Genomic DNA, 23619 nt, shown 5'->3' with positions numbered 1-23619 from the left:
CAAGGTCGCGCCTGCCCCAGCCCCCTCACAACGCCACGGCAGGTTCCTCCTCGTACGCCTGGTGCAGCTGCTTCACGAAGAGCGGGGCGTCCGGCAGCGGGACCGGGCCGATGCGGTGTACCGGGATGCCCGGGGTCCAGGAGTTCATGACGACCGCTCCGGCCAGGGTGGGCAGGTCGTCGAGGGTCATCTCCCGGGTGCGCTGGGGCACACCGAGGCGTTCCAACTGGCGGCGGACGATGCCCATGGTGGTACCCGTCAGCATCTCGGCGGCGGGCCACACCACGCTGTCGCCGTCCCAGAAGGCCAGGTTCCAGATGGTGGCCTCGCTCAGCCGGCCCCGCCGGTCGACGAAGGCGGCGTCGTCGAATCCACGCTCGACGGCCTGGCGGAGGCGATGGGTCTTGGCCACCTCGCCGACGTGCTTCACGGCCGGGAGGTCCCGTTCGTGCTCGATGGCCGCCAGGGACAGCGGGCCCTCGGGGCCGTTCGCGGCCGGTCCCGTACGGACCAGGAGTTCGGGCTCCACCTCGGGTCCGGCCACGGTGAACTCACCCGCCGGGGAGTACACCGTGGCGAGCAGCGAGAGGTCGGCGGGACCGGACCGCGAAGCCGTCCGCAGGTACGAAAGGACCCGGTCGTCGGGCAGCGCCCGCCCGAACATCTCCAGGGAGGCGGAGCGCAGCCGCTCCAGGTGGAGGTCGAGGCCCCGGACCCGGCCGTCCCGGACCTGGAGGGCGGTGAAGTGGGCGTAGCCCGCGAAGGCGAGCGGCGTCAGCTCCTCGGCGGTCGCCGCCCGGCCGTTACGTTGCACAACGAAAGACATCCTGTGTCACTCCACTTCGGCGTCGGTCAGTGATCCGTAGGCCCGCCAGAGCCCCGGGCGAAATGCCCGACCGGTGGCACGACGCTAAGGCTTAACATCGGTGCGAACGTCAAGACGCGCAGGTCAGACACGATGGGCGGGGCAGATGCTGATCGGAGAGTTGTCCCGGCGTACCGGGGTCGCGGCACGGTTGCTGCGGTACTACGAGGCGCAGGGTCTCCTTGAGTCCAGGCGCGAGCACAACGGCTACCGGCACTACGACGAGGACGCGGTCGTCACCGTGCGGCGGGTGCGCGCCCTGCTGGACGCGGGCCTGTCCACGAAGGTGATCCGTTCGGTGCTGCCCTGCGTCCGTGGTGAGGCGCAGGAGGCGCCCGAGTTCGACTGGTGCGCCGATCTGCGGGCCATCCTCCAGGGGGAGATGACGGCCATGGACGAGCACATCGACAACCTCCGACGCACCCGCGGCACGCTCGCCGACTACTTGGCGCAGTCGCCCGCCGGACCGGCCCGTTGAGGTGCGCGCCGCCCGGCGGCGGCCCACGGGAACCTCAAATGTAGCTCTGAACGTCCCCAGCCAGGGATTCGGCCACTGCCCCCGGGGCGAGTAAAGGGTCGTGACCGCACGGCGCCGTGCGGATGTCCATGCTCACGGCGCCTGTTGTCCGGGGTGCCGCGGGATGCGAGGGGGACGGAGAAGACATGGAGCGACTGGGGACCGGCATCGGCTGGCGGCCGGAAATCGCCGAAGCCGTGGAGGCCATGCCCGGGATCGACTGGGTGGAGACGGTGGCGGAGAATCTCTGCCCCGGCCATCTGCCCGACTCGTTGGAGCGGCTCCTCGCGCGTGGTGTCACCGTCGTCCCGCACGGGGTGGGGCTCGGGCTCGGCGGCGCCGAACGCCCCGACGAGGAGCGCCTCGAAGCACTCGCCGAGCGCGCGCAGTGCCTCGGCGCGCCCCTCGTCACGGAGCACATCGCCTTCGTACGCGCCGGGGGCGCACGCACCGCCTCCACTCCGCTGGAAGCCGGACATCTGCTGCCGGTTCCGCGTACCCGGGAATCGCTGGCCGTGCTCTGCGAGAACATCCGCATCGCCCAGGCGAACCTCCCCGTGCCGCTGGCCGTCGAGAACATCGCGGCGCTCATCTCCTGGCCCGGCGAGGAGCTGACCGAGGGGCAGTTCCTGTACGAACTGGTCGAGCGGACCGGCGTACGGCTCCTCATCGACGTGGCGAACCTGCACACCAACCACGTGAACCGGGGCGAGGACCCCGTACAGGCCCTGGACGCCCTCCCCCTGGAGGCGCTCGCCTACGTCCACGTGGCCGGCGGCTTCGAGCGCGACGGCGTCTGGCACGACTCGCACGCCCACCCGGTCCCCCGTCCCGTACTCGACATCCTGGCCGAACTCGCCGCGCGCACTGCCCCGCCCGGCGTGCTGCTCGAACGCGACGAGAACTTCCCCGAACCCGCCGAGCTGGAAGGGGAGTTGGAGGCGATCCGGGAGACGGTGGACAAGGCATCCGGGGCGGGGGACGTCGTACGGGAGCGGGAGTCCGTACAGGTCTTGAATGCCGTCGAGGCAGAGGGCATCGCGGAGGGCGAGGCACCCGAGGAGCCGACCGCCGTCCCCGAAGAGGTCCGGCAGCGGCTGGCTCTCGCACAGACCGCGCTGCTCTCCGCCCTGGTGGCCGGGACGCCGGTGCCCGAGGGCTTCGACCGGGCCAGGCTCGCGGTGCAGAGCCGGGCGCTCGCGGCCAAGCGGGCCGATGTGGTGGCCAAGGTGGCGCCCGAACTGCCGGAGATCCTGGGCGGGCGGGCCTACCGGGAGGAGTTCCTCGCCCATGCGCAGCGCCGGCCCATGACCGGCGGCTACCGGCGGGACGCCCTCGACTTCGCCGAGCGGCTGCTGCTCGCCGGGCGGCCCGTGGACGAGGCGGCCCGGGCCCGGCTGCGTGCCTGGTGGCTGGAGCGCTCTGGGCCCGCACCCCGGTCGGCCCGTCCGCTGGCCCGGCTGCGGCACCTCGGTCACACCGCCCGCCGCGTACTGGCACGGAGGTGAAGCCATGGGTGTTCTCGTACTCCTCGTCTGGCTGATCGTCCTCGGCTCGGCGATCGGCCTCACCGTCAGTCTGAACCGGGCCCGCGCCACGGCCTTCGTACCCGGCGCGCGGCCGCAGGACGTCCTGGAGGCCGCCTTTCTCGCCGGTGGCCCCGGCAGGGTCACCGACACCGCGCTCACGGCGATGTGCCTCGACGGACGGCTGGCCGTGGCCGAGCCGGGCATCGTCGCGGTGCACCGGGCGCAGGCCTGGCACCCGGTGGAGCAGGCGGTGCTCAACGCCTGCGCGAGCGCGCCGAGCGGTTCCCTGGCCTGGGTCCGTACGACGGTGATGCGCGGCCACGAGGTGCAGACGGTCGGCGACTCGCTCGCCCAACGCGGCCTGCTGGTACGACCCGAGGGCCTGCGACCGCTGCGCCAGTGGGCGATCCTGCACACCCTCGTCTGCGTGGTCGCGGTGCCGCTGTCGATCGTGCTGACCGTGTTCCAGTACGCGGGAAGCGGCGGCTCCGGCTTCCCGGTGCCGTTCTTCATCGCGGTCTTCCCCGGGCTTGTCCTCGGCATCGTCCTCGGGGTGGTCTCGGTGGTCCGCTCCCGTGGCGTGCTCAGCGTGACCGGCCGCCGGGTGCTGCGCTCCTTCGCGGCGGGCGCGGCGGCGGGCGACGCGTTGACGAGGGTCGCGGTCGGCGGCCCGCGCACCCTGCCCGACCCCGGGCTGCGCGCGGTCTTCCTGTCCGTCGCCCGCAACTCGGCCCGGCGCGGCGGCGGCACGGGCGGCGACCTGTTCCTCACGCCCGCCTTCGACGTCCCCGTCAACTGGTGCGGGGGCGGCGGCACGGGCTGCGGGGGCGGCGGCTGCGGCGGCTCCTCGTGCAGCGGGACCTCGGGCAGTTGCGGGGGATCCTCCGGGTCCTCCTGCGGGGGTTCCTCGGGCTCGTCGTGCGGCGGTGGTTCGAGCGGGGGCGGGGGCGGCTGCGGAGGGTCGTCCTAGAAGCGATGGCCGGGCCGATACGGGGTCGACCCGAGCCCTCGCGCACCGCGCCGGGTCGACGGTTGTACGCCCACCATCAGGTGTGCGAAGCCCCACATTCTGTCCGTATCCTGAATAAGCCGTGGCGCGAAGAGGGTTGTCTCGCATACAACTCGGCGCATGCTGTGGCTGCTTCTCCTGTCGCTCGCCTGTGTGGCTGCCGTCGTGTCCTGTGTCCGTCTGTGCCGGGCCGCGGTCCGTGCCGCCGCGGCCGACGCCCGCCCGGGAGCGCGGCGTGAACTGTCGCTCTACGAGGCCGCGTTCCTCTCCGGCGGGCCGTACCGCGCCGCCGAGTTCACCCTGGTCTCGATGGCCCGCGAACGCCGTGTCCTGCTCGCGCACACCGGCTGGGCCACCGTGGTCGACCCCGAGCCCAGGGACGCCATGGAGGAGGCGGTCATCGAGGCGATGGGCCCGCAGGGGCAGTCGCCGATCGCGGAAGTGCGCAAGGCGGCCGCGGCGGCGGGTCCGGTACGGGAGTTGGCCGAGGGTCTCGTCGGGGCCGGGCTCGCGGTGCCGGACAGCGCCCGTGGCACAGTCGCGGGTGCGGTGCGCCAGGTACGCGCCGTGGCCCTCGCGACACTGGCGCTCTGCCTGGCCGCGATGCTGATCCCGGGTCAGGGCGAGACCGGCACCAGCCTGCTGACCTGGTTCACGCTGCCCCTGATGCTCACCCTCACCTCGCTCGCCATCGCCCGGTACGAGACCCACCCGTACACCCGCTGGGCCTCGCTCGCGGGGCGCAGACTCCTCGCCGACCTTCCGGCGGGCGAGCGGGACCAGCGGCCCGTTCCGCTCGCGCGGGTGGCCCTGTGCGGAATAGGCGCGGCCGGAGACCCACAGCTGGAGGCGGCGTTCTCGGTGCGTTCGGCGGCACAGCGCACTCTTTGAGCGGACACCGGCCGCCGGGGTGCTTTACATCCCGGACTCCCGCCCCCGAGCATCCCTTTCGTCCGATTCACGGCTTTCGAGGGCCTGGCTCGGCGTGGAGCCCCGCGCGATGGGCATGCGACTTCGAGCCCTGAGCCCTTGGCCTTCGCCTTCGGCCGTCCGTCCTCGGAACGCCCGGGAAACGAATGGGAGGGGTTATGGCCCTGCGCCTCGGAGTCCTGGTGGCGATCACCGGTTCCCTGCTCGTGACCGTCGCCGCCACGGCACCCGCCGCCCCGGTCAAGGCCGGGGGCACGCCGGACGTCCGCGCCCTCGGCACGGCCCTGGCCGCCGAACGTGCCGCAGCCCGCGGGATCCGGTTCGGGCCCTGCCCGGAGAACCTGCACCTGGACCCGCCGACCCAGTGCGGAACCGTCCGCGTACCGCTGGACTACGCCCGCCCCGACGGCGAGCAGATCACGCTCACGGTGAGCCGGGCCCGCGCCTCGGGCGCCGACGCCGAGGGCCGCCCGGTGAAACGCCAGGGTTCGCTGGTCTTCAGGACCGGCAGCCCCGGCACCTCGGGGATCTACTTCCCGATGGTCGCCGGGCTGCGCACCTGGCAGCGCATGCACGCCGCGTACGACCTGGTCGGTTACACGCCGCGCGGCGTCGGCCGGGCCGCCCCGCTGTCCTGCCAGGACCCCGGCCGGTTCACGGCCGCGCCCACCGACGCGCCCCGCCGCCCCGACCCGTCGCAGAAGAACAAGCGCCGAGCGCAGGCGCGGGCGTACGCGCGCGGCTGTCTGTGGAACGCGGGCGAGCGGCTGCGGCACTACTCCACCCGCGACAACGCCCGCGACCTGGACGTGCTCCGCGCCGCACTCGGCGAACGGCGGCTGACCTTCATGGGCGTCTCGTACGGCGGCCAGGTCGGGGCCGTGTACGCCACCCTGTTCCCGCGTCACGTACGCCGGATGGTCTTCGACTCGGTACCCGATCCGGCGCCGGAGCAGGTCGGTTACCCCACGCTGCTGCGCCAGTCGGCCGCCTTCCAGCGGCGCTGGCAGGCGTTCCTCGGCTGGGTCGCCCGGCACGACAAGGCCTACGGCCTCGGCACCACGGCCGCCGCCGTGCAGCGCGCGTACGACGGTGTGCACGCACGGCTCACCCGCGAGGCCGCGGGCGGGATCGTCGGACCCGGGCAGCTCCAGGCGGCGTTCACCAAGGTCGTGTACTACGACGACTACTGGCCGCTGCGTGCCACCGCCCTGGCGGCCTTCGTGGACGGCGAGCCGGATTTCCTGATCCAGCAGGCCTCCCCCGTCCCCGAGGCGGCCAAGGAGCGCGAGAACACGGCCGCGGTGTCCACCGCCGTACGGTGCAACGACTCCCCTTGGCCGCGTTCCTGGACCACCTGGGACCGGGACGCGACGCGGCTCGCACGGACCGCGCCGTTCGCCGCCTGGGACCAGGTCTGGCCCCAACTCCCCTGTGCCAGCTGGCCGTTGCCCGGACAGCGGCCGGTCGACGTCCGCACCGCCCCGGGCCGGCTCCCGCCGACCCTGGTGCTTGCCGCCGAACACGACGCCGTGTCCCCGTACCCGGGCGCCCGCGAACTGCACCGCAGGATCGCCGGTTCGGTGCTCGTGACGGAGCGCGGCGCGGGCATGACCGGGGTCGGCGGCGGCCCCAACGACTGCGTCAACGGCTACCTCGACGACTACCTGGTCGAGGGCAGACTCCCCGCCGAGGACGCCCGCTGCGCCCCACACCCGCAGCCGCGCCCGCTGGCCACCGGCGGGCGGGCGGCCTTCGACGTGCGGCGCGGCGAGTGAGGGCCGCCGACGCGCCGTAGGGCGCAGGCGCCAGGAAGGTGCGGTACGCGGACGAGGGCGGGGCCACCGGATTTCCGGTGGCCCCGCCCTCGTCACGCCGCGTCCCGCCGGGGCACCGCCCGGCGCGTACGGAAGTTCGTGCCCCCGGCCGGATCAGGCCAGCCCCTCCACGAGCTCGGCCACGCTGCGGCGGCGGCCGGTGTAGAAGGGGATCTCCTCGCGTACGTGCATCCGGGCCTCGGAGGCGCGCAGGTGACGCATCAGGTCGACGATGCGGTGCAGTTCGTCGGCCTCGAAGGCGAGGATCCACTCGTAGTCGCCGAGCGAGAACGAGGCGACGGTGTTGGCGCGCACGTCGGGGTAGCCGCGGGCCATCTTGCCGTGGTCGGCGAGCATCCGGCGGCGGTCCTCGTCGGGCAGCAGGTACCAGTCGTAGGAGCGCACGAAGGGGTAGACGCTGATGTAGTCGCGGGGCGTCTCGTCGGCCAGGAAGGCCGGGATGTGCGCGCGGTTGAACTCGGCGGGGCGGTGCAGCGCCATGTTCGACCAGACCGGGACCAGGGCGCGGCCGAGCCGGGTGCGGCGGAAGAGGTTGTAGGCCTCCTGCAGCGCCTCGGCGGTCTCGGCGTGCCACCAGATCATCAGGTCGGCGTCGGCGCGCAGCCCGGACACGTCGTACGTGCCGCGCACGGTGACGTCCTTGGCGGCGAGCTGGTCGAACAGCTCCTGGACCTCGCCGGCGTACCCTGCGCGGTCGGCGTCGCCGGGCAGCACGTCGCGCAGTTTGAAGACCGACCACAGGGTGTAGCGGATGACCTCGTTGAGGTCCTTGGCCTTCTTGCCGATGTTCGGGATCTTGGCGGGTGCGTCGTCGCTCATGCGGCTATTCTCCCGCGCCGCCGTGCAAGCTCTGCACCGGGTTCCGGATGAGGTCCGTCAGACCGCGCCGGTCGCCGAGCAGCGCGTCCACGGCCGCGTGGGCGCTCGCGATACAGGCGGGCACACCGACCCCGTCGTACGCGGCCCCGCACACCGCGAGCCCCGGATGCCGCGCCACCTCGGCCCGGATCCGCGCCACCCGGGCCAGGTGCCCGACCGGATACTGCGGCAGCCCGTCCTGCCACCGGGTCACCCGCGCGGCGACGGGCCGTGCGTCGAGGCCGGTGGCCGCGCGCAGGTCCGCGCGCGAAACCTCGACGAGTTCCTCGTCGTCGCGCTCCAGAATCGCGCTCTCGCCGTACCGGCCGACCGAGGTCCGCAGCACGAGCAGGCCCGGGTCCTCCTCGCCGATCCAGCCCCATTTGCGGCTCGCGAAGGTGGCGGCCTTGATGGTGCGGCCGTCCACCGGCGGCACCAAGAACCCGCTGCCTTCGGGGAGTTGGGCCTCGGAGGTGCGGTAGGCGAGGGTGATCAGGGCCATCGACGCGTACTCGACGGCGCCGAGTTCGGCCGCGGCGGCCGGGGCCTCGGCGCCGAGCAGCCGGGCGGCGGCACCGGCGGGCACGGCGAGGACCACGGCATCGGCGTCGAGGGCCTCGGCCGGGGTCTCGATCCGCCAGGCGGCACCCGGCGCGGTACGGCGCAGCGCGGTGACCGGGGTGCCGGTGAGGATGCGGCCGCCCAGGGCCCGTACCCGCTCGGCGACGGCGAGCGGCATGGTGCCCACTCCGCCGCGCACGCCGGAGAAGACAGGGCCGGTCTGCTGCGCGCGGGCGGCGCGGCGCTGGATCTCGCCGACGCCGTCGAGCAGCGAGGCGTGCGCACGGGCCGCCGCGAAGAGCTGCGGCACCGCCGACCGCATCGAGATCCGGTACGCGTCCCCGGCGTACACCCCGCCGAGCAGGGGCTCGACCAGACGGTCCACCACCTCGCGGCCGAGGCGCGCGGCGACGTACGCGCCGACCGCGATGTCCTCGCCGACCTCGGTGGGCGGCAGTTCGCGCTCCCGGTCGGCCCGGCGCAGGCCTTCCTCGGACAGCACACCGGTCAGTACGGCCGGGTCGCCCGGTACGCCCATGACGTGGCCCTTGGGCATCGGGCGCAGGGTGCCCCGGGTCCACAGGGCGGCGGTGGCCGTGGCCGGGGGCTCCAGGCGGTCGCCGATGCCGACCTCGCGGGCGAGGTCGAGGGCCTCCGGGCGGCGGGCGAGCAGGGACTCGGCGCCCAGGTCGACCCGGACGCCCGCGATCTCGCCGGGGAGCAGCTTTCCGCCGAGCCGGTCGGTGGCCTCGACGACGGTCACCCGGTGGCCGGCGACGAGCAGCCGGTGCGCGGCGGCCAGGCCCGCGATGCCGCCGCCCACGACCACGGTGTGCGTGCCCGGACCCGCCGGACTGTCCACTGCGTGCATCTGCCCACTGTGTCAGACCGCCCGCGGCGCCGGTGAACTGCCGTGTCCCCGGGGCGGATACGGTGTGCGGTGCGGTCCCGGGCCCTCCCGGCGACCGGTCCGGCCCACGGGGCCGGAGGGTGTGCGGGCTTGGGACGTACGGCTGCCGGAGCGACGGCGGCCGGGTGGCGACTGCCGAGGAGCGGGCGATGCGGGAACGTCTTGTGGTCATCGGCGGCGACGCCACGGGGATGTCGGCGGCCTCGCAGGCCCGGCGGCTGCGCGGACCCGAAGAGCTGGAGATCCTCGCCTTCGAGCGCGGCTCCTTCGCCTCGTACTCGGCGTGCGGAATCCCGTACTGGGTGGGCGGAGTCGTCGAGGAGCGCGACGCGCTGATCGCGCGCTCCCCCGAGGAGCACCGCGCCCGGGACATCGACCTGCGGATGCGCACGGAGGTCGTGGAGATCGACCCGGCGGGCTCGCGGATCCGCGTCAGGACGCTCGACTCCGGCGCCGAGGAGTGGACTTCGTACGACAAGCTGGTGATCGCCACCGGCGCACGGCCCGTGCGCCCGCCGGTGCCGGGCATCAATGCGCCCGGCGTGCACGGCGTGCAGACCCTCGACGACGGCCAGGCGCTGCTCGACTCCCTTGCCGCCACCGAGGGCCGTCGGGCGGTCGTGGTCGGCGCCGGGTACATCGGTGTGGAGATGGCCGAGGCGCTGGTCCAGCGGGACTACGAGGTGACGGTCCTCAACCGCGCCGCACAGCCGATGGCGACCCTCGACCCCGACATGGGGCAGCAGGTCGGCGAGGCCATGACCGCCATGGGTATCGCCATGGTCAACGACGCCGCGGTCACCGAGATCCGTACCGACGACGCGGGCCGGGTCCGCGCGGTGGCGACCGCGGACGCGGAGTATCCCGCCGACGTGGTCGTCCTCGGCACCGGTGTGCGCCCCGAGACCACCCTCGCCGAGGCGGCCGGGCTGCCGCTCGGCGACCAGGGAGGGCTGCTCACGGACCTGGCCATGCGGGTACGCGGCCACGAGAACATCTGGGCGGGCGGCGACTGCGTCGAGGTGCTCGACCTGGTACTCGGCCGCGAACGGCACATCGCGCTCGGCACCCACGCCAACAAGCACGGGCAGGTCATCGGCACCAATGTGGGCGGCGGTTACGCGACGTTCCCCGGTGTGGTGGGCACGGCGGTGAGCAAGGTGTGCGACCTGGAGATCGCGCGCACCGGGCTCCGCGAGAAGGAGGCGCGCGCGGCGGGCCTGCGGTTCGTCCCGGTGACCGTCGAGTCGACGAGCCGCGCGGGCTACTACCCGGGCGCCGGGTCGATGCGGGTCAAGATGCTCGCCGAGCGCCGCACCGGACGGCTGCTCGGCGTCCAGATCGTCGGCCGCGAGGGCGCCGCGAAACGCGTCGACATCGCGGCCGTGGCCCTCACCGCCCAGATGACCGTCGAGCAGATGACCGCACTCGACCTTGGCTACGCACCGCCGTTCTCCCCCGTCTGGGACCCGGTCCTGGTGGCCGCCCGCAAGGCGGCGGTGGCGGTGCGGGAGACGGCAGGGCGGTAACCGTCGGCGCGGCGCGGACACCCCCGGCGCCGACGGCGCGGGACGCCGACACAGCGGCGGCCCGGGGTCCCCTCGGCGGCGAGAGGCCGACGCCGAGGGACAGCCCTGCGGGTCAGTACAGCCAGCGCTCAGCGCTTGGTCTGCGTGTGCACGTACTCGACGAGGCGGGTCAGCGCGTCCGGGTCGGTCGTCGGGAGCACACCGTGGCCGAGGTTGAAGACGTGGCCCTCCAACGAGGCGGCGGCGTCCAGGACTTCGCGGGTCTTGGCCTCGACCGCCCGCTCTCCTGCGAACAGTACGGCGGGGTCGAGGTTGCCCTGGAGGGCCTTGCCGGGACCGACGCGGCGGGCGGCCTCGTCGAGGGGGACCCGCCAGTCGACGCCGACCACGTCCGCGCCCGCCTCGCCGAGCAGGCCGAGGAGTTCACCGGTGCCGACGCCGAAGTGGATGCGCGGGACGCCGTACCCGGAGACCGCGTCGAAGACCTTCGCGGAGGCCGGGAGCACCGAGCGCCGGTAGTCGGCGGGCGCCAGCGCGCCCACCCAGGAGTCGAAGAGCTGCACGGCGGAGGCTCCGGCCTCGATCTGCACGCGCAGGAACGCGGCGGTGATGTCCGCGAGCCGGTCGAGCAGGTCGGCCCACAGCTCCGGGTCGCCGTACATCATCGCCTTGGTGTGCTCGTGGTTGCGCGAGGGGCCGCCCTCCACGAGGTAGCTGGCGAGCGTGAACGGCGCACCCGCGAAGCCGATCAGCGGCGTCTCGCCGAGTTCGGCCGTGAGCAGGCCGATGGCCTCGGTGACGTACGCGACGTCGTCCGGGGTGAGCGCGCGCAGCCGCGCGAGGTCGGCCCGGCTGCGGATGGGCGACTCGACCACCGGGCCCACACCGGGCTTGATGTCGAGGTCGATACCGATGGCCTTGAGCGGTACGACGATGTCGCTGAAGTAGATCGCCGCGTCGACGCGGTGGCGGCGCACCGGCTGCATGGTGATCTCGGCGACCAAGTCGGGGCGCATGCACGAGTCCAGCATCGCGATGCCCTCGCGCACCTTCAGGTACTCGGGCAGCGAGCGGCCCGCCTGTCGCATGAACCAGACCGGCGTGTGCGGCACCGGCTCACGGCGGCAGGCCCGCAGGAACGCGGAGTCGTACGTCTTCACGGGCGGCCGGCCGGTGCCGGAACTCTGCCCTGCCGCGTCGGATCCGGCAGCTCGGGGAAGGTCGTTGGCGCTCACGAACGAAAGTCTCGCATGCTGAGCGGGCCGCTCCGTCCACGGGAGGGCCCGTCCGTCCCGGCCGGAGTGCCGCCCTTCGGCCAGTACCGGCACGGGATCCGGCCGGGCGGGGCGCTAGGGGGGTGTCCCTCCGCACGCACGGGCCCGGTTCCCCTTACTCTCCTCGGCATGGCTGCGGCTCATGAACAACTGTCGGACGGCACGAACGGGGCGGACGCGATCACGGCACAGGACGACGCCCACACGGACCCTGCGGACCAGGCCCCCTGGGCCTTCCGCGCCGCGGTGCAGGCTCTGCACTCCGCGCGCCTGCGCCCCGGCATCGAGATCGAGACGGTACGCGCGCCGCGCCGCCTGGCCCCGCACGCCCACGCGATCGAGGCCTGCGTACTCGACGGGGACGAGGACCTCGCCGACGGCCGTCTGATCCTGCTGTACGACCCGGCGGGCCACGAGGCCTGGCAGGGCCGGTTCCGCCTGGTGACCCTGGTCCGGGCCGAACTGGAACCCGAGATGGCGGCCGATCCCCTGCTCCCCGACGTCTGCTGGTCCTGGCTGACCGGAGCCCTGGACGCACGCGGCCTGACCTACCACGAGGCCGGGGGCACGGTGACCCGGGCGGCCTCGCACTACTTCGGCGGCCTGTCCGAACGGCCGTCCGCGAGCCAGATCGAGATCCGCGCCTCGTGGACGCCGCACGAATCCGGCGGCGAGGTGCCGGACACCGCCGCGCATCTCCTCGCCTGGTGCGAACTGCTCTGCCAGCTCGCCGGACTGCCGCCCGCCGGCTCGGCCGACGGTTCGGTGGTGTCCCTGCCGCAGCGGCGGGGGCCGCAGACGCACTGAGCGAGCGAGCAGCGCCGGTACCCGCACGAAGCACACACACGAACACAGACTCGGGCCCTCCCTCTTACGGGAGGGCCCGTGGCATTTCCCCCGTCACCCCTTCTCCCGCTCGGCTCCTTCTTCGCTCCTTCCTCGGCCCGCCTCCCGCGCCGCGTCGGCCTACCCGCGCCGTCAGCGTGCCCGCCGTGCTGTCGAGGCGATTCCCGGCGCATTCCTGACATATTTCTGACGCCTTTTCAGCCTCTTCGCGTCCGGCTTTGGCCCTTGTTCGCGATCGGTTGGCTCTGCGACTGATCGATCGCCCGTCCGAATTGCACGAATTATTACTCACCAAATCGTGATCATTGCCTAAAGGCGGGCGAGGGTGCTGCCGAAGACGTCTGTGACCTACAAAGCACGGTTCGTCACTGCTTCTCCCCCAAGCCGACGGCCGTTCCCGCACCCCAGGAGGCCTGGTGTCCGTTCTCCTCGAGCAGCCCGCAAGCCTGGTCGCCTACCGCCCGAACAAGCCGACCGCCATGGTGGTGGTGGCCGACCCGCGGGTCCGCTCCACCGTCACCCGTCATCTGTGGGCGCTCGGAGTGCGCGACGTCATCGAGGCGTCGTCGATCGCGGAGGCCCGCCCCCGAATCGCCAACCCCCGTGACATCTGCGTCGCCGATGTCCACCTTCCCGACGGCAGCGGTCTCACGCTGCTCTCCGAGACCCGGGCCGCAGGCTGGCCCAACGGTCTGGCCCTGTCCGCCGCCGACGACATCGGCGCGGTGCGCAACGCACTCGCGGGCGGAGTCAAGGGCTACGTCGTCACCGGCACCCGTACCAACATCGGCCTGCCCACCCGGCCCGGCGCCGCGCCCATCGGTGCGGCGGCGGCACGTATGCACCGTCGCCCCCCGGGTGCCCCGAGCCACCCGGGCGGCTACCGCGAACTGTCCGGCCGGGAGGTCGAGGTGCTGCGGCTGGTGGCCGAGGGTCAGTCCAACAAGGCCATCGGCGTCTCGATGGGCCTCTCGGCGCTGACCGTGAAGTCGCACCTCGCCCGCATCGCCCGCAAGCTCGGCACGGGTGACCGCGCCGGAATGGTCGCGGTCGCCCTGCGGACCGGGATCATCCACTGACCGACCGGCCGGGCAACCGGACAGCCGAGAAGCCCGGCAACCGAGCAGCCCGGCGACTGAACAGCCGAAAGATCGCCTGTCCGTAAAGCGGACGCGCGGGCGTGGGGCCCGACGACGGAACGTTTAGTCGTCGGGCCCCACGCCGTGGTCCACCCTGCCGGGGCCGCTCTCTTCCCAGGTGGGAAGGGTTTTCTTGGGAAGGCGCAGGAAGCCGGTTCGGGTCGGCGGATACCCTTGACAGGTGACCGACGCCCGAGAGACCGCAGCAGACGCTTCACTGCGAACCACCGGAGGCGCTCCTCCGGACGACGTCGAAACGGCGCCGACCCCTTTGCTCGAGCCCCGCGAGGGCATCCCGCCGGTCACCGCGGACGAGGAGTCCCTGGCCGCGGTGATCGACGCCTTCGCCGCGGGCCACGGCCCCGTCGCCGTGGACGCCGAGCGCGCCTCCGGCTACCGCTACGGCCAGCGCGCGTATCTGGTGCAGCTGCGCCGCGAGGGTGCGGGCAGCGCGCTCGTCGACCCGGTGGCCTGCCCCGACCTCTCCGCCCTCGGCGCCGCCGTCGGGGACGCCGAGTGGGTTCTGCACGCGGCCACCCAGGACCTGCCCTGTCTGCGGGACATAGGCATGGTTCCCAGCCGGTTGTTCGACACCGAACTGGCGGGCCGTCTCGCCGGGTTCCCCCGGGTCGGGCTCGGCGCGATGGTCGAGAACGTGCTCGGCTTCGTACTGGAGAAGGGCCACTCCGCCGTGGACTGGTCCACCCGCCCGCTGCCCGAACCCTGGCTGCGGTACGCCGCGCTGGACGTCGAGCTCCTGGTGGACCTGCGCGACGCGCTGGAAAAGGAGCTGGACCGGCAGGGCAAACTCGACTGGGCGCGCCAGGAGTTCGAGGCGATCGCCGCCGCCCCGCCCCCGCCGCCGCGCAAGGACCCCTGGCGCCGCACCTCGGGCATGCACAAGGTGCGCCGCCGCCGTCAGATGGCCGTGGTGCGCGAACTCTGGCTCACCCGCGACCGGATCGCCCAGCGGCGCGACGTCTCGCCCGGCAAGGTGCTCAGCGACGCGGCCATCGTGGAGGCCGCGCTCGCCCTGCCCGCCACCGTGCAGGCACTCGGTGCGCTGCCCGGCTTCGGGCACCGGGTCGGACGCCGCCAGCTCGACCAGTGGCAGTCGGCGGTGGACCGCGCGAAGGCGCTGCCCGACTCCGAACTCCCGCAGCCGGGGCAGCCGTTGGCCGGTCCGCCGCCGCCGCGTGCCTGGGCGGACAAGGACCCGCAGGCCGCCGCCCGGCTCTCGGCCGCGCGCGCCGGGGTCACCTCACTCGCGGAGGAGCTCAACCTGCCGCAGGAGAACCTGATCACCCCGGACACTGTCCGCCGCGTCTGCTGGGAACCGCCCGCCGTGGCCGACACCGAGTCGGTGACCGCGGCCCTCGTCGCGCACGGCGCCCGCCCCTGGCAGATCGAGCTGGTGACGCCGGTACTGGTGACCGCTCTCAACGCCAAGAGCGACTGACCGCGACGTACGGGACCCGAAGACGTACGGGACGCCGAAGACGTACGACGGAACAGTGCCGTGGGCACCTGCGCGCCACACTGCGGAGGTACCTACGGCACCGTCACTTGATGTGACCTTCGCCGCTTGGGGCGGTATGACTGTGCAGCTTGGTTACTCGTAAGTAGCATGTCGGTATTCGCAGCGCGCTCTGCCTCTGAGCGGCGTGCCGCGCGGCAGTGCCACCCCGCATTCTGGAGGAGAGCCATCGTGCCTCGTACCGTGAAGGACGTCGTCTTCGTCGACGGCGTTCGTACCCCGTTCGGCAAGGCGGGCCCGAAGGGCATCTACCACGAGACGCGAGCCGACGATCTCGTGGTCAAGTCCCTCCGTGAGCTGCTTCGCCGCAACCCGAACCTGGACCCGGCGAAGATCGACGAGGTCGCGATCGCCGCGACGACCCAGACCGGTGACCAGGGCCTGACCATCGGCCGCACCGCTGGTGTCCTCGCCGGCCTGCCGCAGTCCGTGCCCGGTTACGCCATCGACCGGATGTGCGCCGGTGCGCTCACCGCCGTCACCACGGTCGCCGGTTCCATCGCCTTCGGCGCGTACGACGTCGCCGTCGCCGGTGGTGTCGAGCACATGGGCCGCCACCCGATGGGTGAGGGCGTCGACCCCAACCCGCGCTTCGTCAGCGAGAAGCTCGTCGACGACTCCGCCCTGGTGATGGGCATGACCGCGGAGAACCTGCACGACCGCCTGCCGCACATCACCAAGCTGCGCGCGGACGAGTACGCGGTGCGCTCGCAGGAGAAGGCCGCCAAGGCCTACGCGAACGGCAAGATCCAGCAGGACCTGGTGCCGATCGCCATCCGCCGCACCACCCCCGAGGGCGGCGAGCTCGGCTGGGGTCTGGCGACCCAGGACGAGCCGATGCGCCCGGGCACCACGCTGGAGTCGATCGCCAACCTGAAGACGCCCTTCCGCGTCCACGGCCGCGTCACCGCGGGCAACGCCTCCGGTCTGAACGACGGTGCCACCGCCTCGCTCATCGCCTCCGAGGACTTCGCCCGTGAGGCCGGTCTGCCGGTCCGGATGCGCCTGGTCTCCTACGCCTACGTCGGTGTCGAGCCCGAGGTCATGGGCTACGGCCCGATCCCGGCCACCGAGAAGGCGCTCGCCAAGGCCGGTCTGAGCATCGACGACATCGGCCTGTTCGAGCTGAACGAGGCCTACGCCGTCCAGGTCCTGGCCCTCCTTGACCACTACGGCATCGCGGACGACGACCCGCGCGTCAACCAGTACGGCGGCGCGATCGCCTTCGGCCACCCGCTGGCCTCCTCCGGCGTGCGTCTGCTCACGCAGCTTGCCCGTCAGTTCGAGGAGCAGCCGAACGTCCGCTACGGCCTGACGAGCATGTGCGTCGGCTTCGGCATGGGTGCGACCACCATCTGGGAGAACCCCCACTTCGACGGAGGCACCAAGTGAGCACCACCACCGCTGAGCTGCTGAAGGGCGCTGCCGAGCTCTTCCCGGACGAGGTCGTCACCTCGGCGCACGTGCGCCACCTCGACCTGCCCCTCGGTGCCGGCCGCCTCGCCGTGATCACCCTGGACAACGGCTTCGACCACACCAAGCCGACCACCTTCGGCCCCGGCTCGCTGGCGAACCTCAACGCCGCCATCGACCAGGTCGAGAAGGAGGCCGCCGAGGGCTCCATCGTCGGTGTGGGCCTGACCGGCAAGCCGTTCATCTTCGCCGTCGGCGCCGACCTCAAGGGCGTCGAGATCCTCACCAAGCACGAGGACGCGCTGGCCATCGGCAAGAGCGGCCACGAGGTCTTCAAGCGCCTGTCCGCGCTGGCCGTGCCGACCTTCGCGTACTACAACGGTGCCGCCATGGGCGGTGGCGTCGAGGTCGGTCTGCACTGCACGTACCGCACCATCGTGAAGTCGGTACCGGCGTTCTCGCTGCCCGAGGTCTTCCTCGGTCTGGTCCCGGGCTGGGGCGGCTGCGCCCTGCTGCCGAACCTGATCGGCCCCGAGAAGGCGATCTCGGTCATCATCGAGAACTCGCTGAACCAGAACAAGCAGCTCAAGGGCCAGCAGGTCGTCGACCTCGGTATCGCCGACGCGATCTTCGAGGGCGCCGACTTCCTGGAGCAGTCGCTGCTGTGGACCGCCTCGGTCCTCAAGGGCGAGACCAAGGTCGAGCGCCCCGAGATCGACCGCGGCGCCGCCTGGGACGAGGCCGTGGCCAAGGGTCGCGCGATCGCCGACAGCAAGGTGCACGGCGCCGCCCCGGCCGCCTACCGCGCTCTCGACATCATCGCGGCCGCCAAGGACGGCGACCTCCAGGCCGGTTTCGACGCCGAGGACCAGGCGCTCGCCGACCTGATCATGGGCGGTGAACTGCGCAGCGGTCTCTACGCGTTCAACCTGGTCCAGAAGCGCGCCAAGCGCCCGGCCGGCGCCCCGGACAAGAGCCTGGCCCGCCCGGTGACCAAGGTCGGCGTGGTGGGTGCGGGCCTGATGGCCTCGCAGCTCGCCCTGCTGTTCCTGCGCCGCCTCGAGGTGCCGGTCGTACTGACCGACATCGACCAGGAGCGCGTCGACAAGGGTGTGGGCTACGTCCACGCCGAGATCGACAAACTGCTGCTCAAGGGCCGCCTGAACCAGGACAAGGCCAACCGCTACAAGGCCCTGGTGACCGGTGTCCTGGACAAGGCCGAGGGCTTCTCGGACGCCGACTTCGTCATCGAGGCGGTCTTCGAGGAGATCGGCGTCAAGCAGACGGTCTTCGCCGAGGTCGAGGCGGTGGCTCCGGCGCACGCCATCTTCGCCACCAACACCTCCTCGCTGTCGGTGAGCGAGATGGCCTCGAAGCTGAAGCACCCGGAGCGGGTCGTCGGCTTCCACTTCTTCAACCCGGTCGCGATCCTCCCGCTGCTCGAGATCGTGCGCGGCGAGCAGACCGACGACGCCTCGCTGGCCACGGCCTTCGCCGTCGCCAAGAAGCTGAAGAAGACCGCGGTCCTCACCAAGGACGCCCCGGCGTTCGTCGTGAACCGCATCCTGACCCGCTTCATGGGCGAGATCCAGAACGTCATCGACGAGGGCACCCCGGTCGAGGTCGCCGAGCGCGCCGTCGAGCCGCTGGGTCTGCCGATGTCGCCGCTGGTGCTTCTGGAGCTGGTCGGCCCGGCGATCGGTCTGCACGTCTCCGAGACGCTCAACCGCGCCTTCCCGGACCGCTTCAAGGTCTCCCCCAACCTCAAGGCGGTCGTCGAGGCGAAGAAGCGCGGCTTCTACGTCTACGACTCCGGCAAGCCGGAGCTCGACCCCGAGGTCGCCGCGCTGCTCAAGCAGGGTGACGTGGTGCTGACCGAGGAGCAGGCCCGCGAGCGGGTCCTGAACGCGGTCGCCGAGGAGATCGGCATCATGCTCGACGAGGGCGTCGTGGCCGAGGCCCAGGACATCGACCTGTGCCTCATCACGGGCGCCGGCTGGCCCTTCCACCTGGGCGGCATCACGCCGTACCTGGACCGCGCGGGCGTCAGCCAGCGGGTGAACGGCAAGCCGTTCCTCGCGCCTGGTGTGGCGAGCGTCCCGGCGTAAGGTCGGCGCATGCCCGTGAACGGGCCGTACCGGATTCGATCCGGTGCGGCCCGTTCCGCTGTCCGCACCCGTGGACGGCGCGGTGTACGGCACAACGGGCCGCGACAGCGGGGGCGTTCGTACGGGAACCGGGCACCGTAGCGCCGCCGGACCACGCAGTGGAGAGGGCCCGGACCGCCATGACGGAGCCGACGACACCAATGACACCGATGACACCGATGACACCGACGACCCTGCTGATCGTGGACGCCGCGAATGTCGTCGGCTCGGTTCCCGACGGCTGGTGGCGGGACCGCAAGGGCGCCGCCGAGCGGCTGCGGGACGCGCTCGTGCCGTACGCGCAGGCGGGCGTCGAGGGGCATCCGGGCCCGCTGGAGGTCGTACTCGTGGTGGAGGGCGCGGCGCGCGGGGTGGAGTCCGTGCCGGGGGTACGGGTGGACCCGGCTCCGGGCAGCGGCGACGACCGGATGGTGGAGCTGGTGGCGCAGACCGAGGGCCCCTGTGTGGTGATCACCGCGGATCGTGAACTACGGCGCCGTGTAGGCGAGTTGGGGGCCGCCGTGCACGGACCGCGCACGGTGTACGGGGGCCGCGGGCGGGCCGGCTGAGGACGGGCCGCACCGGCCGCCCCTCCCTTCCTTGGCGGGTTTCGCGTACGCCTGCCGCCTACGCGCCGACGACGCGCCCGCGGGGGCGGAACCGGAGGAATCAGGGCAGCTCGTACCGCATGGGCGGACACGGGAGTGTGGCGCCCGGGTGAAGTTACCGACGCGTTCTTGTCGCAGACATGCCACCTCGTTAGCGTGATCGACGCCGCGCCGCCCGTGGGGCGGCAACGACCGCACGGGGAAGAGACTCGTATGTCGCCCAGACCGATCCCGCGGCGGCGCCTGACCGCCGCCCTCTCCGTCCTCACCTGCATGGGACTCGCCGCCGCCACGCCCAGCGCCCTGGCCGAGGACTCCGCGAAGTCGACGCGCGTAGCGCCCGGTTCCGCACCTTCGTCCTCCTGGTCCGTGGATCTGCGCGGCATCGATGACGACGATGTCAACGTCCGGTACGCCGACGGCGCCCTGAAGCTGCGCAGCACCGAGCTGCGTACGGCCTCCGCCCAGAGCCCGGCGGGATACGGCTCCCAACTGCTGCCCGCGCGAAGGCTGGACAAGCCCGTCGACCGGGTCACCGCCGCGCTGGACGCCTCGGTGCCCAAGGGCGCGAGCGTGGTGGTCGACGTCCGCGGCCGGACCGCAGACGGCGTGTGGACGGAGTGGCGCCGGGCCGACCGCGGCGAGGCCGCCCTGGCGAAGGCCGTCACCTCCGTGCAGGCCCGTCTCACGCTCCAGGACCCGCGCGGCACCGTACGCGTCGAGGGACTGCGGCTGACCGCCCACGAGGGCGCCGGGGAGCGCGCGGCCGCACGCGGGGCGGTGGGCGCCAACGCCCTCAGCTATCGCGTGTTCGCCACCCGCGAGGGCCTGGTCGGCGGCACCACCGCCAACGGCCATGTCATCCAGCCGAACGACCACTTCGTCGCGCTGCCCTCCCGGCGCGCCCTCTCCCCCAACGGCTCGGGCCAGTACTCCGTCCAGGTCTGCGGCCCCGCCCGCTGCGAGGTGGCGCCGGTCTGGGACGTCGGCCCGTGGAACACCCACGACGACTACTGGAACCCCTCCGCCGTACGCGAGACCTTCAAGGACCTGCCGCAGGGCAAGCCCGAGGCGCAGGCCGCGTACGAGAACGGCTACAACGGCGGGCTCGACGAGTTCGGGCGCCGGGTCGCCAACCCGGCCGGGATCGACCTGGCCGACGGCACCTTCTACAACGTCGGCCTGAACGACAACGGCTGGGTGACCGTCACCTATCTGTGGACCGGCGGCTCGGAGGGCACCAAGCCCTTCCCGACCTGGGGCAGCGACGTCCGTATCCGCAAGGAGCCGAACACCACCTCGGCCACCGTGAGCACTCTGCCGGGCCCGACCACGGTCAACGTCAAGTGCCAGGTCCACGGCGAGAGCGTCACCTACAACGGCATCACCAACGACGCCTGGTCCTTCCTGCCCGAGCTCGGCGGCTACCTCTCCAACATCTTCATCGACGTCGCCGACGCCTGGCTGCCCGGCGTACCGAACTGCTGAGTCCGGCCGCACCCGGCCCCGCTGTCCCCACCCCCCACCCCACCGACCCGGCGGATCCGCCGGAAGTCCCGGCCCCCACAAAGGAGTTGACCGGCATGCATGTCAGACGCCTGCTGCCCTGCCTCGCCATGGCGCTGCTCGCCTTCTTCGGCCTGACCGCGCCCGCCCAGGCGCAGCAGGCCCCCGAGCCCGGCCCCTCGATCGCCGCCGCCCCGAACTTCAAGGCGCCCTACCCCTGCGGCCAGAAGTGGACCTACAGCCACCACTCGGCCGAGGTACGCCGCGCCCTGGACTTCATACGCGCCGACGGCGGCAGCACCGCGGGCACGCCCGTACTGGCCTCCGCGCCGGGCCGGGCCACCCGCCACTCCCAGCCGAGCGGCGCGGGCAACTACATCGTCATCGACCACGGCGGCGGCTGGAAGACGTACTACTTTCACCTCGCCTCGTACTCCGTGCCGGACGGCGCCCAGGTCGCCCAGGGCCAGCAGATCGGTGTCACCGGTTCCACCGGCAACTCCAGCGGTGCGCACATCCACTACGAGCAGTTGCTCAACGGAGTCGGCCAGAACATCGTGATCAACGGTCAGGGCCTTGCCTACCCGGGCTCGTACCACCAGTACTACCTGACCAGCGACAACTGCGGTGGCGGCAGCAGCAACTTCAGCACCTGGGGCTCGGATGTGCGGGTCCGTGCGGACGCGTACCTCAGCTCGCCGGTGGTGACGGTGCTCGGCGGCCCGACCCAGGTCTTCGTCGAGTGCCAGAAGCAGGGCGACACGGTCAACGCGGAGGGCTACACCAACAACTGGTGGAGCAAGCTGCGCGACCAGCGCGGGTTCATCTCCAACATCTACATCGACCATCCGTCGGCGCAGTTGCCGGGGGTGCCGGTCTGTTAGCGAGCTGACGGTCGAACGGTCCTCGGCCCACGGCCGAGACAGGTGCGGCTCCCGGTTCCCCGTGCGGGGGCCGGGAGCCGTCCGTGTCAGCGGCGGCCGGCCGGCTCCCTATTCATCCGACTGTGCGAGCGCCCGTAGAGGAAGTACACGACGACGCCGATCGCCATCCAGATGCCGAACCGCAGCCAGGTCTCGGCCGGCAGGTTGAGCATCAGCCAGACCGAGGCGGCCACCGAGAGGATGGGTACCAGCGGGACCAGCGGGGTGCGGAAGGCGCGCGGCAGGTCGGGGCGGGTGCGGCGCAGGATCATGACGCCGATGGCGACCACCACGAAGGCGAAGAGGGTGCCGATGTTCACCAGGGTGGCCAGCTCGTCGATGCTGGTGAAGCCCGCGACGACGGCGATGATCCCGCCCAGCAGGACGGTCGGCCGGTACGGCGTACGGAAGCGGGGGTGGGTGACCGAGAAGAAGCGTGGCAGCAGTCCGTCGCGGCTCATGGCGAAGAACACCCGGGTCTGCCCGAGCAGCAGGATCATGCACACCGTGGTCAGACCGACGGCGGCGCCGAAGCTGATGACGCCGCCGTAGAAGGGGTGCCCGGTGGCCTTGAAGGCGTCGGCGAGCGGTGCGCTGACGGACAGTTCGCGGTAGTCCTGCATACCGGTGACGACCAGCGAGACGGCGACGTAGAGCGTGGTGCAGATGACCAGTGAGCCGAGGATGCCGCGGGGCATGTCGCGTTGCGGCAGTTTGGTCTCCTCGGCGGCCGTGGCCACCACGTCGAAGCCGATGAAGGCGAAGAAGACGATGGCCGCGGCGGTGAAGATGCCCTGCACGCCGAAGGTGGTCGGTTCGTAGCCGAAGATGAGCTGGACCATCGGGGCGTCCAGGCCGGAGCCGGAGACCTGGCCCTGCTCCTCCGGGATGAACGGCTTGTAGTTGTCGGCCTTGACGAAGAACAGACCGGCGATGATCACGATCAGTACGACGGTGACCTTGATGGCGACGACCAGCGCGGTGATCCGCGCGGACAGTTTCATGCCGACCACCAGGATCGCGGTCAGCAGCAGCACCAGGACGAAGGCCAGGATGTCGAAGCTGCCGCCCGGCGCGTCAGGTCCCTGCAGCGCCGCGGGCAGGCTCCAGTCGACGTTGTCCATCAGCGAACGCACGTACCCGGACCAGCCGACCGCGACGACGGCGGTGCCCAGGGCGAACTCCAGGACCAGGTCCCAGCCGATGATCCAGGCCGGAAGCTCGCCGAGCGAGGCGTACGAGAAGGTGTACGCCGAGCCCGCGACGGGCACCGTCGACGCGAACTCGGCATAGCACAGGGCGGCCAGCGCGCAGACCACACCGGCGGCGACGAAGGCGAGCGCGGTGGCCGGGCCCGCGGTCTCCTTGGCGACCTTGCCGGTGAGCACGAAGATGCCGGTGCCGATGATGACACCGACGCCGAACACCGTCAGGTCCCAGGCGGAGAGCGTCCTTCTGAGTCCGTGCTCGGGTTCCTCGGTGTCGCGGATCGACTGTTCGACGGACTTGGTCCGGAACATCCCGGAACCTCGTGACTGCTGGGCCGTACTCACCGGCGTACCTCCGTACCCATGGGGCTGTCCGCCCATGATCGAGAGGGGTACGGGGCAATGCCCGCCGTGGCCGGGCCATTCACACGAAAGGACCGGCCGGACCCCTCTCGGGTGGTCCGACCGGCCC

The 23619-nt window shown here is 72.2% G+C and carries 19 protein-coding genes; 14 read left to right on the top strand and 5 right to left on the bottom strand.

Going from position 1 to position 23619, the window contains the following annotated elements:
* Positions 1–25: 25 nt before the first annotated feature.
* Positions 26–826, bottom strand: a complete 801-nt coding sequence (locus tag HUT18_RS29330) for an aminotransferase class IV family protein (protein ID WP_176103550.1) — start codon at positions 824–826, stop codon at positions 26–28.
* 145 nt (positions 827–971) lie between these two features.
* On the opposite strand from HUT18_RS29330, the gene HUT18_RS29325 reads away from it, so the two are divergent.
* The 5 genes from HUT18_RS29325 (at position 972) to HUT18_RS29305 (ending at position 6628) form a co-directional block, all read left to right on the top strand.
* Positions 972–1343: a MerR family transcriptional regulator gene (locus HUT18_RS29325; protein ID WP_176103549.1), complete on the top strand. Its 372-nt coding sequence runs from the start codon at positions 972–974 to the stop codon at positions 1341–1343.
* Between the two features lie 185 nt (positions 1344–1528).
* The gene (locus HUT18_RS29320) at positions 1529–2890 is read left to right on the top strand and encodes a DUF692 domain-containing protein (protein WP_176103548.1); all 1362 of its coding nucleotides are present in this window, start codon (positions 1529–1531) and stop codon (positions 2888–2890) included.
* Between the two features lie 4 nt (positions 2891–2894).
* Complete coding sequence (locus HUT18_RS29315) at positions 2895–3881, top strand: TIGR04222 domain-containing membrane protein (protein ID WP_176103547.1); 987 nt, start codon at positions 2895–2897, stop codon at positions 3879–3881.
* Positions 3882–4040: 159 nt separating this feature from the next.
* Complete coding sequence (locus HUT18_RS29310) at positions 4041–4811, top strand: TIGR04222 domain-containing membrane protein (RefSeq protein WP_176103546.1); 771 nt, start codon at positions 4041–4043, stop codon at positions 4809–4811.
* Positions 4812–5008: 197 nt separating this feature from the next.
* Complete coding sequence (locus HUT18_RS29305; protein WP_176103545.1) at positions 5009–6628, top strand: alpha/beta hydrolase; 1620 nt, start codon at positions 5009–5011, stop codon at positions 6626–6628.
* A gap of 153 nt (positions 6629–6781) precedes the next feature.
* Here HUT18_RS29305 and hemQ read toward each other — a convergent pair whose 3' ends face one another.
* Together hemQ and hemG are read right to left on the bottom strand one after the other, a co-directional pair.
* Complete coding sequence (gene hemQ, locus HUT18_RS29300; RefSeq protein WP_176103544.1) at positions 6782–7507, bottom strand: hydrogen peroxide-dependent heme synthase; 726 nt, start codon at positions 7505–7507, stop codon at positions 6782–6784.
* A gap of 4 nt (positions 7508–7511) precedes the next feature.
* The gene (hemG, locus tag HUT18_RS29295; protein WP_176103542.1) at positions 7512–8978 is read right to left on the bottom strand and encodes a protoporphyrinogen oxidase; all 1467 of its coding nucleotides are present in this window, start codon (positions 8976–8978) and stop codon (positions 7512–7514) included.
* Between the two features lie 188 nt (positions 8979–9166).
* On the opposite strand from hemG, the gene HUT18_RS29290 reads away from it, so the two are divergent.
* A complete protein-coding gene (locus HUT18_RS29290) occupies positions 9167–10546 on the top strand; it encodes an FAD-dependent oxidoreductase (protein ID WP_176103541.1) in 1380 nt (459 codons plus the stop codon).
* A 128-nt stretch (positions 10547–10674) separates the two neighbouring features.
* Here HUT18_RS29290 and hemE read toward each other — a convergent pair whose 3' ends face one another.
* On the bottom strand, positions 10675–11706 hold the full coding sequence (hemE, locus tag HUT18_RS29285; protein WP_176104874.1) for a uroporphyrinogen decarboxylase: 1032 nt from the start codon (positions 11704–11706) through the stop codon (positions 10675–10677).
* Between the two features lie 243 nt (positions 11707–11949).
* On the opposite strand from hemE, the gene HUT18_RS29280 reads away from it, so the two are divergent.
* From HUT18_RS29280 to HUT18_RS29245, 8 genes are all read left to right on the top strand, one after another.
* A complete protein-coding gene (locus HUT18_RS29280; RefSeq protein WP_176103539.1) occupies positions 11950–12627 on the top strand; it encodes a DUF3000 domain-containing protein in 678 nt (225 codons plus the stop codon).
* Between the two features lie 455 nt (positions 12628–13082).
* Positions 13083–13745: a response regulator transcription factor gene (locus HUT18_RS29275; RefSeq protein ID WP_176103537.1), complete on the top strand. Its 663-nt coding sequence runs from the start codon at positions 13083–13085 to the stop codon at positions 13743–13745.
* A gap of 241 nt (positions 13746–13986) precedes the next feature.
* Positions 13987–15264 (top strand): ribonuclease D, encoded by a 1278-nt coding sequence (locus HUT18_RS29270; protein ID WP_176103535.1) that lies wholly within the window; start codon positions 13987–13989, stop codon positions 15262–15264.
* 249 nt (positions 15265–15513) lie between these two features.
* Positions 15514–16734, top strand: a complete 1221-nt coding sequence (locus HUT18_RS29265; protein WP_176103534.1) for an acetyl-CoA C-acyltransferase — start codon at positions 15514–15516, stop codon at positions 16732–16734.
* Positions 16731–18863: a 3-hydroxyacyl-CoA dehydrogenase NAD-binding domain-containing protein gene (locus HUT18_RS29260; RefSeq protein WP_176103532.1), complete on the top strand. Its 2133-nt coding sequence runs from the start codon at positions 16731–16733 to the stop codon at positions 18861–18863. The genes HUT18_RS29265 and HUT18_RS29260 overlap by 4 nt, the downstream gene beginning before the upstream one ends.
* A gap of 209 nt (positions 18864–19072) precedes the next feature.
* Positions 19073–19471: an NTP pyrophosphohydrolase gene (locus HUT18_RS29255; protein WP_176103530.1), complete on the top strand. Its 399-nt coding sequence runs from the start codon at positions 19073–19075 to the stop codon at positions 19469–19471.
* 252 nt (positions 19472–19723) lie between these two features.
* Positions 19724–20998, top strand: a complete 1275-nt coding sequence (locus HUT18_RS29250; RefSeq protein WP_176103528.1) for a hypothetical protein — start codon at positions 19724–19726, stop codon at positions 20996–20998.
* Positions 20999–21093: 95 nt separating this feature from the next.
* Complete coding sequence (locus tag HUT18_RS29245; protein ID WP_176103526.1) at positions 21094–21900, top strand: M23 family metallopeptidase; 807 nt, start codon at positions 21094–21096, stop codon at positions 21898–21900.
* Between the two features lie 86 nt (positions 21901–21986).
* Here HUT18_RS29245 and HUT18_RS29240 read toward each other — a convergent pair whose 3' ends face one another.
* Complete coding sequence (locus HUT18_RS29240; protein WP_176103525.1) at positions 21987–23459, bottom strand: amino acid permease; 1473 nt, start codon at positions 23457–23459, stop codon at positions 21987–21989.
* Positions 23460–23619: the final 160 nt, after the last annotated feature.

This window comes from Streptomyces sp. NA04227, from assembly GCF_013364195.1.
Lineage (GTDB): Bacteria > Actinomycetota > Actinomycetes > Streptomycetales > Streptomycetaceae > Streptomyces.
Note: the sequence above shows the minus strand (reverse complement) of the source record. Positions and strands in the feature narration are given on the sequence as shown.

Bases quoted from the DNA above. Each gene is read 5' to 3' on its own strand.
- HUT18_RS29330 (WP_176103550.1), bottom strand. From the start codon at position 826: ATGTCTTTCGTTGTGCAACGTAACGGCCGGGCGGCGACCGCCGAGGAG.
- HUT18_RS29325 (WP_176103549.1), top strand. From the start codon at position 972: ATGCTGATCGGAGAGTTGTCCCGGCGTACCGGGGTCGCGGCACGGTTG.
- HUT18_RS29320 (WP_176103548.1), top strand. From the start codon at position 1,529: ATGGAGCGACTGGGGACCGGCATCGGCTGGCGGCCGGAAATCGCCGAA.
- HUT18_RS29315 (WP_176103547.1), top strand. From the start codon at position 2,895: ATGGGTGTTCTCGTACTCCTCGTCTGGCTGATCGTCCTCGGCTCGGCG.
- HUT18_RS29310 (WP_176103546.1), top strand. From the start codon at position 4,041: ATGCTGTGGCTGCTTCTCCTGTCGCTCGCCTGTGTGGCTGCCGTCGTG.
- HUT18_RS29305 (WP_176103545.1), top strand. From the start codon at position 5,009: ATGGCCCTGCGCCTCGGAGTCCTGGTGGCGATCACCGGTTCCCTGCTC.
- hemQ (WP_176103544.1), bottom strand. From the start codon at position 7,507: ATGAGCGACGACGCACCCGCCAAGATCCCGAACATCGGCAAGAAGGCC.
- hemG (WP_176103542.1), bottom strand. From the start codon at position 8,978: ATGCACGCAGTGGACAGTCCGGCGGGTCCGGGCACGCACACCGTGGTC.
- HUT18_RS29290 (WP_176103541.1), top strand. From the start codon at position 9,167: ATGCGGGAACGTCTTGTGGTCATCGGCGGCGACGCCACGGGGATGTCG.
- HUT18_RS29280 (WP_176103539.1), top strand. From the start codon at position 11,950: ATGGCTGCGGCTCATGAACAACTGTCGGACGGCACGAACGGGGCGGAC.
- HUT18_RS29255 (WP_176103530.1), top strand. From the start codon at position 19,073: ATGACACCGATGACACCGACGACCCTGCTGATCGTGGACGCCGCGAAT.
- HUT18_RS29250 (WP_176103528.1), top strand. From the start codon at position 19,724: ATGTCGCCCAGACCGATCCCGCGGCGGCGCCTGACCGCCGCCCTCTCC.
- HUT18_RS29245 (WP_176103526.1), top strand. From the start codon at position 21,094: ATGCATGTCAGACGCCTGCTGCCCTGCCTCGCCATGGCGCTGCTCGCC.
- HUT18_RS29240 (WP_176103525.1), bottom strand. From the start codon at position 23,459: ATGTTCCGGACCAAGTCCGTCGAACAGTCGATCCGCGACACCGAGGAA.